Here is a 16,003-nt window from a genome sequence, read left to right on the forward strand (position 1 = left end):
GTTCGGCGAGCAGTACGCGGATGGCCGCCGCCCGGAAGGTTCGGGGCGGCGGCCACTCTTGCGCGTGCGGGAACGAGGCTTACTCGTCGCCGGAGGAGAAGATGTCGAGCTGTATGTCCACTCCCTCAACCTCGTTCAGGCCGAACAGGCCACCACCCAACTGATCGGCCTCGGACGCCTTCTTGGCCTTCCTGACCGGAACCGCCTTCTTCGGCTGAGTCGGCTGGGCGGCCGTCGGGGCAAGCGGTGACGGCGGGGCCACTCGGGTCAGGGGGCTGGTGCCGGGGTCGTGGCGGGGGCCCTGGCCTGGGGGCGGGGTGAGGGGCGTGACATAGGGGGTGTCAGACGCCATCTCCTCATAGACACGGATGATCTCGTTCTTGGTGCGCTCGAAGAGTTCAGGCTGCTTGTTACGGAAGGCGCGGAAGTTGTCCATGACGAGGTCGAGGTCTGCGCGCTCGATGCCATACAGGTGGAAGTAGGCAGCGTCCAACTCGGCGCGCATGAGGAAACGGCGGTCCTCATCCCAGACAAAAGGCGGACCCTCGTCACCGAGGTACTGGGCCCAGGAGACCATCTCGTAGGAGGTGTAGGTGAGTTCGAGGACGCGGAAGCGGATCCAGGACTCGGGGCATTGGTTCCCAAGCCAGCGAACGGGCTTGGCGTACGTGGCCGGGGGAAGTACCGGGAGCTGTTCGAGGTAGGTATACGTGACATGTGAGCCCTGGATCTTCTGACGTGCCGCAAAATCAAGAGCGATGACTGACAGGTTGGCAAGTAGAGCGTGCACCGGAAAACCAAGGTTCCTGGGCACGATAAACGGCTCAGTGTGACCTACAGCTGTACGTGGAAGTACAGACGGGATGACCGTACGCTGGTTCGCCGTAGGAGCCACATCTCGCCAGCCCAGCAACCAACCGTGCGGCCAGTTGACCCCTGGGGCACCTGGCTCAGGAGCCAGCCATGTCTCCACCTCATCCACGGAAATCCAGTGGCGCGGCAGCGGCAACTTTGCGGGGTCACGGTGGCCATCAAGGCCGAAGCGAGGCAGCGTACCCTTATTGATCTGCGCTTGGGTAGCGCCTTCGAATGTCGCAAAGCGAGGATCGAAGTGGTGCGTGAACTTCCCTTCATAGAGCGGGAGAAAACAGGACTCCCCCTTGACGAAGACTGATCCCTGGAGCGTCCACCCATCCCTCACAAGAGAGTCCAGGCTGCGAAATCGATCAGAGTCATCCGACATATGGAACATGCGGATGAGGAGAAGATTCCATGGATTCCCCTGTTCGTCGCTCTTGTCCCAAAGAACTGACGACTTTTGATGCATCTCGTCAAGAATCCGATAGTGATCAGGCCCCTCACACACCGGTGACGTCAGACTGTTCGGGTTGATGCGGCGAAGCGCCTTCGCGTCCATGGGGAACTCCCGCGCGTCCAGCTGATCCGGCCTCCGTGCCCGGAACGCCAGCCGAACCCTCGCGTATTCCAGGGCGGGACCGCCGAACGTGAACAGGCAGAAGCGGTATTTGTTCGTAACGTCCGCGAACAGCTTCTCCTCGTTCTCCAGGTCCAGGACGGTGGCCAGCTGCCGCCGCTCCACCAGATCCGCGAAGAACACCGACGTCGTCTTGTCCGTCGCGATCCCGGTCGGCAGGACCAGCCCCGCCATCCCCTCGGCCGAGAGCAGCATCCGGGACTTCTCCGCGAAGACCGCGTACGTGTTGACGTCGCCCTTGCCCGTCAGCGGGAAGATGCCCGAGTCCCGGAGCATGTTGGTGGTGCCCTTGGACTCGCGCTGAGCGGTGAGGTATTCGCGGTGCAGCTTGCGGTCGGCCTCGATGGCCTGGCCGTGTTCGTCTACGGTGCTGAGCAGCTCACCGATGCGTGCCTCGCGCTCGTTCGCCGTGGCCGCGTCCGCCACGTACGGGTTCTGGGCGGCGAACCACTCCTTCTTCTGGATCTTCACCCGCTCCCACGGCGGATTCCCCAGCACCACGTCGAAGCCCCCCTGCCACCCCGTCGCCGGGTTGACGTCCTTCGCGTCCCGCTCCTCGACCCGGAACACCCGAGGGAACTCCAGGTGCCAGTGGAAGAAGCGGTTGCGGGAGACGATGTCGCGCAGTTCGCGCTCGCCTGCGCGCTCCCGCCATTCCACCTCCTCGTCCGTCTCCTCGACGGGCTGCTCGCCCATCTTCGGCTCGGGCTTCGGGATGCCCTCGAGCGTCAGGCCCTGTTCCAGCTTGGCCAGTGTTCCCGTCGTGATCGGTGTCGGCGCGTCCTTGCGCTTGGGCCAGATGAACGCCGCACACCATGCATCGGCGACCCGCTTGAGCCGCTTCAGCTCCGGGTCGCGCTCGAACTCCCGGTGCCGCTTGGCCAGTTCACGGATGGCCGCGAGGCCCTTGCCCGCCGGGCGCTTGGCGGCCTCCTCGGCGGCCACACGTACCGTCGCCGTGCCGGCGTGGGCCGCGGGCTCGCCGAGCTGGGTCTGGACCCAGATCTTGACACCCTTGAGCTCCTTGCGGTTGCGGTCCCGGGCATCGGTGACCGCCTTGGCCTCGTCGCCCTCCAGTTTCTTGAACGCGGTCTCGGGGATCCCGGACTCCAGGAGCAGCGGTGTCGTACCGAGGAGCGCGTTGCCGACCTTGATGCGGTCGTCGAGGTAGGCCAGTGGTTCGCCCGGGGTGAGGGATTCCAGCCACAGCGACACCTTGGCGATCTCCGCGGCCAGGGGGTTGATGTCCACGCCGTGGACACAGTTCCGTACGACCTTGGACATCGCCTCGCGGATCCGCTCCGGCGCCGGTTCCAGCTCGCCGTCGCGCATCTGGGCGTAGCGCAGCGCGATGCGGCGGGCCGCGGCGACCAAGACGTGTCCCGATCCACAGGACGGGTCCACGAAGCGGATCCTGAGCAGGTCGTCGGGGATGCCGGATGCCGTGTGCTTCTCTATGACCGGGTCGAGGGCGTTGTCCAGGAGTTTCTCGATCAGGACGGACGGTGTGTAGTACGAGCCGGTGGTCTTGCGCTTGTTGCCGGCCACCAGGTCCTGGAGCCAGAACTCCTCCTTCGCCGGGTTGTGGCGCGGGATGAGTTCTAGGAGGGACTCGTAGACGCTGCCGAGTTCGTCGGCGCCCAGGTGGCGGTAGTCGACACGGCTGGGGCGGCCCTGGCGGTCGTACACGCGGGAGAGCAGTTTGACCGCGGCGAGGAGGCTCTCGTTCGGCAGGTCGGCCGCGCGCAGTGGCTCGGGGCTGCCAGGGAGCAACGCCGCCCACTCAGGGTCGTCCTCCTCTATGCGGAAGTACAGGCCGCCGAGTTCGGGGAGGGCGAGCGCTTCGAGGCCGCCTTCCTCGCCGAGGGCGTCGAGGACGGTGCGCAGACCGGCCCACAGGTCGGTGTTGCGGTCACCGGGTCTGCGGGAGGCGATGCGGCGCAGGCGGGCCGTGGAGAAGTAGCGGGTGTAGAGAGCCCGGGCCTGCTCCAGGGCTTCGGCCTCCTCGGGAGAGGTGTCGTTCTGGGGACGCAGCAGGAGGGCGTCACGGTCCTCCGCCACGAAGAGGAACACCAACTGGTAGGCCAGGCGCAGGAGTTCGTGGTGGAAGTCGTCCAGAGCCGCCTTGCCGCCCCGGATGAGGGCTTCGCCGAGACGGGGGTTGGCCGTGAGGAAGCCGCTGCCGAGGATACCGAGAGCCGCTTTGACCTGGTTGCGCAGGCGGTCACGGGCGCGGATGCCGGTCTCGATGGCAAAGGTGCGCCACCATTCGATGCGGCAGTCGGCGGGGGTGAGTTCGATGTCGTCGGCGGCGGTCGCCGCTTCGTCGAGCGTTCCCTCCTCCGCCTCGTCCTCCGCCTCGTCGGTGACGGCCGCCGCCCGGCGCCGCTTCTCCGGCTTCGCGGTGAGCTCGAAGCGGGAGGCGTGGAGCATCGCATAGAGGAGCTGGAAGTCGGCGAACTGGTCGCCGCCGAAGATCGCATCGAGGTCGAACTCGACGTACGCGGAACCGACGAGAGCGGTGGAGTCCCGCAGGACACGGAGCACCCTGCCGTTGGAGAGCAGGGCCCACAGGTGCTTGTCGGAGACGTTGAGAAGCTCCTGGAGCATCGACTGGGGGGCTCGGTCATTGCCGATGCCTCGGTCGAGGTCGGTGTCCCAGCGCAGGAGGTGGACGGGCAGATGGTTCTGCCAGAGGTGGCTGACGCGGTACGAGCCAGGGTCCCGGCCGGGGACCTCGATGCCGGACCGTTTGGGCACGGCGGTGCGGCCCGCGTAGCCCAGTTCGTCCAAGAGGATGCGCAGCCATTCCCGGTAGGTGAGCTTCGCCGGGTCGGCGTCGGGGCCGAGCTCCGCGAGCTGCTCACAGAAGGAGGCGTACGTGGCCTTGAGGTACTCCCATTTGCGGCTGGCGGCGTCTTCCACGCGTACGCCGCGCGGCAGGCCGTAGTCGGCGGGGGCCGCGCCCGGGAGTTCCCGGTCGCCGAAACGGATCTTGTTGATCAGGTCGGCGGAGAGCAGGGCTCCTTCCACGCGGACCGCCGTGCTCGCCGGGAGGTGATCGGGGGCGAGAGTCGTCACCTGGAGCCTCCGGGGCGCTTGACGTACACGTAGACACCGAGCAGGTCGGGGTCGCCCGCCGGATGGGCGGTGATACCGCGGACCGCGGCGGCTCCGCGGGCCCGGCCGCGTTCGCCGGCGGCCTCGCGCACCCGCTTGTGGGCGGCCTCAAGGCGTTCCGCCACCTCGCGGCCGTGGGCTTCGAGGCGCTGTTCGACTTCGGGCTCGTCGAGTTCGTCGAGGGCACGGCCGATCTGCTGCTCCCGCATGGAGGGGATGGTGTTGCGGTCGGGAGTAGCGCGCAGCAGAAGCGCGATCTCGTCGTCGGTGAGCCATTCGCGGGTGCCGTCCTCGGTGGCGCGCCAGGCCAGCAACTGGGCGTCCTCCGCCACCAGTTCGTGAGGTCTGCCCTTGCTCGGGCCGGTACGGCGAGGCGGCAGGGTCAGCCGGAACCGGTAGCGGGCCAGGAGCAGCACGGTGCGTGCCTCGACGGCGGTGGTGCGGATGACGCCGAGCCGTCGGGCCGGGCGGTCGTGCTCGCTGAGTTTCGGGTCGAGAGCCGAGTCCAGGACGTAGCGGGCCACGGCGCGTACAGCCGGATCGCCGCGGAAGAGAGCGTGCTGTCCCGCCGCGACCGGCAGGTCCTGCCGGAACACCAGCTCCGGTGGGGTCGCCGCGATGCGGGGCCGGCCCTTGGCTGCCGTGCGCGCGGGCGCCTGGGCCGCCCCGGGGCCTTCGCCCAGGTCCGGGTCCTCGTAGATGCCGAGCCCGTGGCGCAGACCCCGTGGCAGCGGCCCCACCGGCGCGGTGAATCCCGTGGAGCGTGTGTCGGGACGTACGGCCGAGCCCAGTGCCTTCAGCGTTTCCCGGGTGAAGTCGGCGATGTCGGCGGGCTCGCCCAGCGCCTGCCCCAGTGCTTCGAGTTCGGCCTGGACCTCGTCAGGCCGCAGGCCGCTGTGGGCGAACTTGGTCAGGACCTTCGACTCCCGGTCGGCCGCGCTGTCCCACTCCTTGTAGAGCCGTTCCCTGGCCTGGCTGAACAGTTCGTCGGTACCGAAGTCGAGGGTGAGCTGCTCCTCGACGCCCTGTCCGCGTACCAGGAGACTGTTGGCGAGCGCGCGCAGTACGCCGTCGCCACCGTCCGGGACGGGGACGACTACACCGATCTGCTGGGCGATGTCCCGGTGCTTGCGGATGAGGACGTCCAGGACGAGGCCGTCGATGCCGGTGTCGGTGTCGTACAGGGTGACGGCACGGACGTTCTCACGCGACTGTCCGAAGCGATCGACGCGGCCCTCGCGCTGCTCGTGCCGGGTCGGGTTCCAGGACAGGTCGTAGTGGAGGACTGCGCCGAAGTCGTCCTGGAGGTTCACGCCCTCGGAGAGGCAGTCGGTGGCGACCAGGACATGCCGGCCGCGCTTGGCGGTGAGTTCGTCGATACGGGCCTGGCGGGCGTCCGGGTGCAACTTGCCGGTCACCGCGTCGACGTGGGCGCTGCGGCCGAGGGCATCGGCCAGGTGCCGGGCGACGTACTCGGCCGTGGGGATGAAGCGGCAGAAGACGATTGGGTCGTAGCCGTCGACGAGGAGACCCTTCACCTCGTCGACGAGGGTGCGCAGCTTCATATCGGCGTCCGGGCCCGCCAAGGCCTCGGCCCGGGCGGCGAACGACTTCAGCTTGCGCCTGCTCCGGACTCCGTCACCGATGTCGTCCGTGTCGAGGAGGGAGCCGTGGACGGCGTCCATTCCCTCGGTGGTCTCGTCGTCGATGAGCTCCAGCGCTGCCGCACGACCGATTCGAACGGCCTCCTCCTCGCTGCGGGCAGCGGCGATCGAGGCACGTGTGGTCAGCGTCTCGACGGCGGCTGCGGGCGAGGACAGCACACAGCGCAGCAGGTTCAGTACGGACCACCAGGTGAGGCGCTGCTTGTGGGAGCCGTCGGGGCGACGGACCTGCTCGCGGGCGTAGGTGATGATGTCCCGGACGAACTGGGCGTATTCCGAGCCCAGTTGGTAGGGCACTTCACGCAGCTTGCGGTCGCTGGGGAACGGGGTGTCCTGGTCGAGGTAGTGCCTGATGTCGCGGCGGCGACGCTGTACGAAGTGGCGGGCGAGGCGGTCGCGGTGCGCGGGCAGTGAGGGGTCGAGGCCCTTCAGGCCGGGGTCGAGCAGGCCGGTGAGCTTGGCGAAGGCGTGGGCGTCGCCGCTGTGCGGGGTCGCGGTGACGAGGATCAGGTGGCGGTCCTCGTCCTGGGCGAGGGAGCTGAGGAGCTCGTACCGCTGCTGGTGCCCGGTGCCCGCACCGACACAGGTGTGCGCCTCGTCGACGATCAGCAGGTCGGGGCAGGTGCGGCGGAACGTCTCTCGACGATCGGACTGCTTGATGAAGTCGGTGGACACCACTGTGCAGGGGTAGCGCTGGAAGAGCGTCTGCCCCTGCTCCACCCCCTTCTGGAGCCTGGCCACGGTGGAGGGCAGCACCAGCTCCGCCTCCATGCCGAACTTTTCCCGCAGTTCGCTCTGCCACTGCTCGGCGAGCGACGGCGAGCAGAGCACCACCATTCCGTTGGCCGAGCCCTGCTCGATCAGCTCCTTGCCGATCAGAGCCGCTTCGACGGTCTTGCCGATACCGACGTCGTCGCCGATGAGGAGCCGTACGGTGTCCATGCGCAACGCCATCATCAGCGGCACCAGCTGGTACTGGCGGGGCTGCACCGAGATGGACGCCAGCGAGCGGAAAGGCCCCGCTCCGTGGCTCGCTGCAATCCGCAGCGCGGTGCGCAACAGTCCGGCCGAGGCGAAGTCGCCGACTTCGCCGGGGACGGCCCTGGGCCTGCCGAAGCCGGGTTCCTGGATCTCGTGCGGGAAGAGGGCGGTGACGAACTCGCGGTCCCCGTCGAGGGGTTGCGCAATCACCAGGCCGTCGGGCTCGCCGAGCCCGTGGGGCTGCACCACCCAGTCGCGGCCACGGGCGGAGACAAGGTCGCCGGGCGCGCGGCGAAACGTCGGCGACTGTGTGGAGGTGGCGTCGGGAAGCGTCATCGGATGCTCCGTCCGGGGCCGAAGACGTCCGGATGTGCACGCACTGCGTTCTCCCACTCCTTGGTGTCCGCGCCGGCCCGGATGACCAGCCAGCCGTCGTCGATCAGCCGGAACTCGGCCTGTCGGTCGAGATGCCAGCCGCCCGGTTCGTCCACATAGACGGCGACGTCGGCGCCCGGCAGGCGATAGACGACATCGGGGCGGGTCGAGTCACCGGACCGCTCCGGGTGCGTCTCGTCGGGGAGGCGGTGGCCCGAGCGGCCCAGCCACTCTACAAACTCGGCGACCGGTCCCTGCGCCTGCTCCGTGGCCAGGGCGAGCGCCCGGGCCCGCTGAGCGGCGGGTGTCACCTGTCGCTCACCCTGAGTGGTCGAGGCGGCCAACCGCATCAGGAGGGGTACGACGACAAGCCGGTCGATGCGGGTGTGGAAGCCCTGGTTGCCGTACGTGAGCAGACAGTCGTAGCAGCCTCGCTCACAGCGCTCCACGGCACCGGGGGCCCGGTCCAGGTCACGACCGTCGTCCGGGTCGACATGAATGATCCGGAGAGCCTCCCGAGCGACCTCGGCAAGGGCTTCGGGATCGTCGTGAAGGAGCCTGAGCACGCCCGCGCCGCCTTCGGCACCCTCGATGAGGAGCATCCGACCGCGCTGTTCATCGTCCGGGAGGTCCTGGCTGTCCAGCTCGGAGTCCTCCAGCTGGTAGCGAGCCTCGATGCCGCGCTCCAGGGCGTAGCGGAGCGTGACGGCAAGCGTTTCGTTCTCGACAGGCTCGGCAAGACGCAGCACGGCGATGTTCTTGCGGTCCTCGACATAGGGAATGACCTGCACTGTGCGGTCCGCTGAGGCGAACGGGCTCAGCGCCTCGTCCTCGGCCGATGCCTCCTGGATCTCCCCCGCCTTCTTGGCGCTGAGCCACCGGCCCTGGATCGGGTCGAGCCAGAAGCCACGGTCGGCGGAGTGCTTGCGCTTGCGGCGGCCGATGTTGAAGACGCGGACCCGTGCCGTGTCGCCGTAACCGACGGTCAGCACCGGACCGTCGTCGTCCGCGGCCGTGGCATCCAGCCGTCCACCACCTTGGGAGAACTGGTAGCCCGTGAGCAGCTCGAAGCCGGACCTGAGACGTTCTTCCTCGTCGGAGGAGATCCGGCGCACCGGCGAGGCATGGACCGTGGACAGGAGCATGGTCCGGCCCAGTGTGAGAGAGAGCGGCACCCCGCAGTCGTCACACCGGTCGACGCCGTCCGAACGGTCGTACCAGGTGCCGCAGGTGGAACAGATCCGCACATCGCTGGTGGCGACCTGCCCCGGGGTGGCGCCCATGGGGACCTGCACTCGGTCGACGGCGTATCGCTGGCCCTCGTGATAGATCAGCGCCCCCGGGCCGAACTCGGAGATCGCGATGAAGCGGGGGCGCTGGATGTACGCGCCGTTCTTCTGCCCGAGCCGTCCTTCGCCCCGCTGCCCGGGAATGTAAGCAGCGAGCGGCAGGCGGGGGAAGGAGTAGCCGGGAAGGAATCCCTCGGAGGCGAAGTAGCGGTAGGTGTAGAAGTCGCTGAAGGACTCCTCGCTGTCCTCGTTGCGCAGCAGCTTCAGCTGGTTCTCGGCCTCGGCTCGGCGTGCCTGCGCGATGCGGCGGTTCCTGGGGTCGACGGAGAGGTCCCCCGCGATGCGGTGCTGCTCCTCGCGTTCGGCGAGCGCCGCGCGGTACAGGCGGCGCCAGCGCTCGCAGTCGTCGTCGAAGCGGCGCAGCGCGGTGCGCACGACGTCCTCGATCCAGCCGTCGTACCACCAGGAGGTGCGCGCCCGGAGGTCGTCGAGGAGCGGTTCGAGCACGGCGGTGGCGCGGTCGATGGCGCGGCGGCGGGCCGCCTCGCTGTCGAGCTGGGTGCGCATGGCCTCGGTGAGCCGGAGCGGAACCGGCTCACCGGGCGTCTGTGCGACGGCCTCGGCGTCGATGACCTCGGTCATGCGCCGGCCGAGAGCGGCTCCCGTCTCGGCCAACCAGATCGCGTGGACGTGGCTGCGCAGCAGTTCCTCGTTGGCCAGGTCGAGGCGGGGAGGCGTGACACTGCCCGCGACCATCAGCTCCGGACGGCGGAAGTAGTACTGGTCGTGGGCGCTGCCCGTGGAGCAGTACGTGGTGACCAGCGCGGGCTGCCCGGAACGACCGGCCCGGCCCGATCGCTGGGCGTAGTTGGCCGGGGTGGGCGGGGCATTGCGCATGGCCACCGCGTTCAAGGTGGCGATGTCGACGCCGAGTTCCATGGTCGGCGAGCAGTACAGCAGGCTGAGGTCGCCGTCACGGAACGCCTTCTCGCGCTTCTCCCTCAGGTCGGAAGGAACCTGGGCGGTGTGTTCCCTGGCTTCGAGACCCACCAGCTGCGACGCGGTGTCCCGGTAGAGGTCCCTGAAGTAGGTGTTGACGTGTGGCTCGGCGCCCGGGTCGCTGACCTTGCGCAGAGGGTCGGGCTCGGGAGCGATCCCGTCGCCCGGCAGCCAGCGCAGGGCGGCGGCCCTGACCTGATGGCCGAGCGAGCCGTCCCGCTCCTCGCGCACGATCGCGACCAGACCATGGGTCTCCAGGACGCGCAGCAGACCGCGAATCACCAAGTCTGCGTCTGCGACCGGCATCCGTTTACCGGCCAGCCCGGGGATCTGCCGGAACTGGTCGGGGCGGCGCAGGAAGCGTCCGTACGCGCCGAGACCGCTGAGGTAGATGGCCTCGCCGGACGGGGCACCCTTGGGGCCCGACCCGGGAAAAGCGACCCGTGAGGGAACACGGGGCTCCTTCGGAGGCAGGGCCCAGACGCCGAGCAGATGGGCGTCGGACTGGCGCTGGAGCTGGTCGAACCCGTCCTGCGTCAGCAGGGGCTCGTCGACCGCGAGTGAGCGGCGGAGCTCGTCCAGGAGGACCCGGGCAAGGTACTCCCGGTGTTCGGGAGAGTCGTCGGTGAGCGCCATCGGGGCGCCCTGCCAGCACTCCTGGTCGGCCGCGATCTCCCGCAGGTCGGTGTACTCGAAGCGCAGCAGTCCGGTCTGGGTGAGGTTGGGCATGGTGATGCGCCAGCCGCGTTCGAGGTCGGCGTTGACCCGGTAGCCGAGGACGGCTCGCAGGGCCGAGCGGGCGGACTCCCGCTGGCTGTACTTGGCTCCGGGGTTGCGAGCGAAGTCCTCCATGGGCAGGCCCAGCGCTTCCTGGACGGCCTGCGGCAGCACGTCATGGCGCAACCCTGCCGGGCCCGCGGCGGCGAGTGCCCGGTAGAGGGCGCCACGGATCTGGGTGACCTGGGCGAAGTCGTTGAAGTGCCCGGCCTGGAGACTGGCGTCCTGGCGGTTGTCGACGAAGGTGAGGAGCTTGCGTGCCCGCTCGTCGATGTCCTGTTGGCCGCGCAGGGAGCGCACCACGCTGGAGCTGATGAGGGAGACCGCCGAGCTGCGTCCCTCGGCCGCGAAGGTGGCGAGTTTCGCGAAATCGCGGGCGCGCAGCTGTTCGTGGCTGACGCGGCAGCGCAAGCAGAAGCGGAAGGGAGCGGAGATCCACCAGGCGCGCAGCCCTTCCCCTGTTCCGGCAAGGGCCACCCCGTCCGGAGCGATCCATACCTCTCGCGGGACGTCACCGCTTCGTGCCTGCACGATGAAGCGGGTCCCGTCATCGGCGGTCTCGACCCAGCTGTCCGGAAGTCTTCCCAGGATGTCGTCGGACGCGGTGGGCCAGGGCCGTTCCTCGCTCACATAGAGGTAGCCGTCGCCATCCTCGGCCGGGGCCTCGGGGTCCCGGCGCGCGACGAAGCGTGGCCCGGTGACACCGTCCTCGCGGGTCACCACCAGATATTCGTGTCCGCAGTCCCGGCAGAACGAGAGCGGGATGAGCGGCTTGTCCCGCTGTGCGGGCACGCTGACCTGGTACTGGCTGGTCAGGTGGCGCTGACCTGCCGGTTCGAGGCTGGCGTAGACAGTGTCGCCCTTGGAGAGGAACTGATGCAGCCTAAATGCGAACAGCGGGCGCTCGTGCTGCGGGTGCAGCGCCTTCGCGCCAGCTCTGAGAATCGCCTCGATCGCGGTGCAGCACACCTCCTGGCTCTCGCCACAGTCCCCACTGAGCACGGCCGCCGCGGCCGGAACGGTTACAGGCGTCCTGCGCACCAGCCGCCCGGCGGCCTTCTCGTCCTCGGCCAGGCCGAAGGAATCCTCCACCCAGACGGCGAGAGGGTCGGTTTTCAACATCGAGTAGTCCTGCGGCAGCGCAAGCGGTTCCCGCTCAGCTCTGCAGACAGCCGCGGCAAGCGCCGCCCTGCGTTCGGCGACGGACAGCGCCAGAAAGGCCCCCGGGTCGGTGGACCGTTCCAGGGTCTCGCCGATGACCCGACCGGGCCGGACCAAAGTACCGAACAGCCGGGTGGCGACATCGGCGACCTTCTCCTGAGCGTCCTCGAACGTGGCGGCGCTGGCCATGGTGGCGGACGTACCGATGCACTGAAGGCCGGGGGCAGCGCAGGCATCGCGAAGCCTGCGCACCAGGAAAGCGACATCCGCTCCCTGTCTACCCCGATAGGTGTGAAGTTCATCGAGGGCCAGAAACCTGAGGCCCTGGGCTGCCCCGATGAGTTCCTCCCGCTCATGGGGGCGTGTGAGGAGGTACTCCAGCATCACGTAGTTCGTCAGCAGGATGTCCGGCTTGGAACGCAGCACGGCCGCCTTGCCCTCGGCATCCTCCTGGCCGGTGTACCGGGCAAAAGACACCCGGCGGTTCGCCTCGGGAATCCCCCACTTCAGATAGCGGGCAAGCTCGTATTCCTGGCTGTTGGCGAGTGCATTCATAGGGTAAACGACGATCGCCGAAATACCCTTGGAGTTCGGGTGGCGCAGCACCTCGTTGACGATGGGAACGATGTAGGCGAGGCTCTTTCCGGAGCCAGTGCCGGTGGTGAGGACATAGGAGTCCCGGCGAGCCGCCGCATCGATCGCTTCCCGCTGATGACGGTGGAGCGTCAGGGTCCGGGAACCAGGGTCGTGCTCGTGTTCCTTCACCCGGAAATAGTCGCGGCACATGGGATGCAAAACACCGGCATCAACTAGTTCGGCAACAGTGCCACCGCTGCGAAAATTTGGATTGAGCGAAATGCGAGGATCAGGCCAGCGGGCCTTGCGTGCACGCTCCTCGTCAAGATGCTGCCGAATATCCCTATCTCGGACGGATACCAGCGAACTCGTGAAGGCACCGTAATCATTGATGAGATTCTGGTGGACCCCGAAGACGTCCATCGTGGCCTGTGCTCCCCTTGCTGCTGTGACGGCTCCGTCGACACCATTGCCCGGACAACGCCCCCCGGCCGCCGACGGTTCATCAGCCTACTGCCCGGAACACTCCAAGGACCGTGAAACAGGTGGCCGCCCGCAGGCAGCACACGGCATGGTTCACTGCGGACATCCGCAGACCTGACGGGGAGAGCTTCATGGTCCATAAAATCGACGAGACATTTCTGGCCCTGCCCCTCAGGGCACTCGCCGACGCAGCGCTCGCGCGGGCGCGGGCGCTGGGCGCCGATCACGCGGACTTCCGGTTCGAGCGGGTGCGCAGCGCGTCCTGGCGGTTGCGCGACGCCAAGCCGGCCGGATCGTCGGACACCACGGACCTGGGGTACGCGGTACGGGTCGTGCACGGCGGGACCTGGGGGTTCGCCTCGGGCGTCGACCTGACCATGGACGCGGCCGCGAAGGTCGCCTCGCAGGCCGTGGCGATGGCGAAGCTGTCGGCCCAGGTGATCAAGGCGGCGGGGTCGGACGAGAGGGTGGAGCTGGCCCGGGAGCCGGTGCACGCCGAGAAGACGTGGGTCTCGTCGTACGAGATCGATCCCTTCTCCGTGCCGGACGAGGAGAAGGCGGGGCTGCTGGCCGACTGGAGCGCGCGGCTGCTGGCGGCCGACGGCGTCAACCACGTCGACGCGTCCCTGCTGACCGTCCACGAGAACAAGTTCTACGCGGACACCGCCGGGACCGTGACCACGCAGCAGCGGGTGCGGCTGCACCCGCAGCTGACCGCGGTGGCCGTCGACGAGTCCAGCGGCGAGTTCGACTCGATGCGGACGATCGCGCCGCCGGTCGGGCGCGGCTGGGAGTACCTGCTGGGCACCGGCTGGGACTGGGACGCGGAGCTGGAGCGGATTCCCGGGCTGCTCGCGGAGAAGATGCGGGCGCCGAGCGTGGAGGCGGGGGTGTACGACCTCGTGGTCGACCCGTCCAACCTGTGGCTGACCATCCACGAGTCCATCGGGCACGCCACCGAACTGGACCGCGCGCTCGGCTACGAGGCCGCGTACGCCGGGACCTCCTTCGCCACCTTCGACCAGCTCGGCAAGCTCAGGTACGGCTCCGACCTGATGAACGTGACCGGTGACCGCACCGCCGAGCACGGTCTGGCGACCATCGGGTACGACGACGAGGGTGTCGAGGGCCAGTCCTGGGACCTCGTGAAGGGGGGCACGCTCGTCGGCTACCAGCTGGACCGGCGGATCGCGAGCCTGACCGGCTTCGAGCGCTCCAACGGCTGCGCGTACGCCGACTCCCCCCGGCACGTGCCCGTGCAGCGCATGGCCAACGTCTCGCTGCGGCCGGACCCCGGCGGGCTGTCCACCGAGGATCTGATCGGGGGCGTCGACCGCGGCATCTACGTCGTCGGCGACCGGTCCTGGTCCATCGACATGCAGCGCTACAACTTCCAGTTCACCGGCCAGCGCTTCTTCAGGATCGAGAACGGCCGGATCACGGGCCAGCTCCGTGATGTCGCCTACCAGGCGACGACCACCGACTTCTGGGGTTCGATGGCGGCCGTCGGCGGTCCCCAGACGTACGTCCTCGGCGGTGCGTTCAACTGCGGCAAGGCCCAGCCGGGCCAGGTCGCCGCGGTGTCGCACGGCTGCCCCTCCGCCCTCTTCAAGGGCGTCAACATCCTGAACACCACGTCGGAGGCCGGTCGATGAGCGCCCGTACGAGCAAGCCGCACGAGGTCGTCGAGCGCGCCCTCGAACTGTCCCGGGCCGACGGCTGTGTGGTGATCGCCGACGAGCAGTCCACCGCGAACCTGCGCTGGGCGGGCAACGCGCTCACCACGAACGGGGTCACCCGCGGGCGCACGCTCACCGTGATCGCCACCGTCGACGGCCGCGAGGGCACCTCGTCCGGTGTGGTCTCGCGCTCGGCCGTGACCGCCGACGAGCTGGAGCCCCTGGTGCGGGCGGCCGAGGCGGCGGCGCGCGGCGCCGGTCCCGCCGAGGACGGCCGGCCACTGGTGACGGGCGTGCCGGAGTCCCCCGACTTCACGGACGCACCCGCCGAGACCTCCTCCACCGTGTTCGCCGACTTCGCGCCGGCGCTCGGCGAGTCCTTCGCACGCGCGCGTGCGGGCGGCCGTGAGTTGTACGGCTTCGCCAACCACGAGCTGGTCTCCAGCTACCTCGGCACCTCGACGGGGCTGCGGCTGCGGCACGACCAGCCGAACGGCACGCTGGAGCTCAACGCCAAGTCCCCGGACCGTACGCGTTCGGCGTGGGCGGGACGCTCGACGCGGGACTTCAAGGACGTCGACCCGGCCACGCTGGACGCGGAGCTGGCGCTGCGGCTCGGCTGGGCCGAGCGGCGCGTCGAGCTGCCCGCCGGGCGCTACGAGACGCTGCTGCCGCCGACCGCGGTCGCGGACCTGCTGATCTACCAGATGTGGTCGGCCGCCGCCCGGGACGCGGCCGAGGGCCGGACGGTCTTCAGCAAGCCCGGGGGCGGCACCCGCATCGGCGAGCGGCTCAGCGAACTGCCGCTGACGCTGCGCAGCGACCCGAACGAGCCGGGCCTGGAGTGCGCCCCCTTCGTGCTCGCGCACTCCTCGGGCGACGACGCCTCCGTGTTCGACAACGGGCTGCCGCTGAAGGCCACGGACTGGATCCGGGAGGGCGAGCTGCGGCATCTGTCCACCACCCGGCACAGCGCCGGTCTGACCGGGCTGCCGGTGACGCCCTCGATCGGGAACCTCGTCCTCGACGGCGGCGAGGACCGCTCCCTGGAGGAGATGGTCGCCGCCACGGAGCGCGGTCTGCTGCTGACGTGCCTGTGGTACATCCGCGAGGTCGACCCGGCGACCCTGCTGCTGACCGGGCTCACCCGGGACGGCGTGTACCTCGTCGAGGACGGCGAGGTCGTGGGCGAGGTGAACAACTTCCGGTTCAACGAGTCGCCGGTGGGCCTGCTGGGGCGGGCCACGGAGGCGGGCCGGACGGAGAAGACGCTGCCCCGGGAGTGGAGCGACTGGTTCACCCGGGCCGCGATGCCCGCGCTGCGGGTGCCGGATTTCAATATGAGTTCTGTCAGCCAGGGCGTATAACCTCGTACCTGATTCACGAGACCACCCGAGGAGATAC

Annotated in this window: 5 protein-coding genes; 2 read left to right on the forward strand and 3 right to left on the reverse strand. The window is 68.9% G+C overall.

The window, feature by feature from the left end:
• Positions 1–79: 79 nt before the first annotated feature.
• From ACH4S8_RS35585 to ACH4S8_RS35595, 3 genes are read right to left on the reverse strand one after another with little or no spacing between them, the layout of a single operon-like run.
• The gene (locus tag ACH4S8_RS35585) at positions 80–4,576 is read right to left on the reverse strand and encodes an Eco57I restriction-modification methylase domain-containing protein (RefSeq protein WP_398401638.1); all 4,497 of its coding nucleotides are present in this window, start codon (positions 4,574–4,576) and stop codon (positions 80–82) included.
• Positions 4,573–7,596: a helicase-related protein gene (locus tag ACH4S8_RS35590; protein ID WP_398401640.1), complete on the reverse strand. Its 3,024-nt coding sequence runs from the start codon at positions 7,594–7,596 to the stop codon at positions 4,573–4,575. The genes ACH4S8_RS35585 and ACH4S8_RS35590 overlap by 4 nt, the downstream gene beginning before the upstream one ends.
• Entirely contained in the window at positions 7,593–12,626 is a 5,034-nt protein-coding gene (locus ACH4S8_RS35595; RefSeq protein WP_398401642.1) for a DEAD/DEAH box helicase, read from the reverse strand. The genes ACH4S8_RS35590 and ACH4S8_RS35595 overlap by 4 nt, the downstream gene beginning before the upstream one ends.
• Before the next feature lie 425 nt (positions 12,627–13,051).
• Here ACH4S8_RS35595 and ACH4S8_RS35600 point away from each other — a divergent pair, with 425 nt between their 5' ends.
• Together ACH4S8_RS35600 and ACH4S8_RS35605 are read left to right on the forward strand one after the other, a co-directional pair.
• Entirely contained in the window at positions 13,052–14,575 is a 1,524-nt protein-coding gene (locus ACH4S8_RS35600) for a TldD/PmbA family protein (RefSeq protein ID WP_398401893.1), read from the forward strand.
• Positions 14,572–15,966: a metallopeptidase TldD-related protein gene (locus ACH4S8_RS35605; RefSeq protein WP_398401644.1), complete on the forward strand. Its 1,395-nt coding sequence runs from the start codon at positions 14,572–14,574 to the stop codon at positions 15,964–15,966. The genes ACH4S8_RS35600 and ACH4S8_RS35605 overlap by 4 nt, the downstream gene beginning before the upstream one ends.
• Positions 15,967–16,003: the final 37 nt, after the last annotated feature.

Origin of the sequence: Streptomyces sp. NPDC021080 (assembly GCF_044333225.1) — a bacterium.
In the GTDB taxonomy this organism is placed as follows: Bacteria; Actinomycetota; Actinomycetes; order Streptomycetales; family Streptomycetaceae; genus Streptomyces.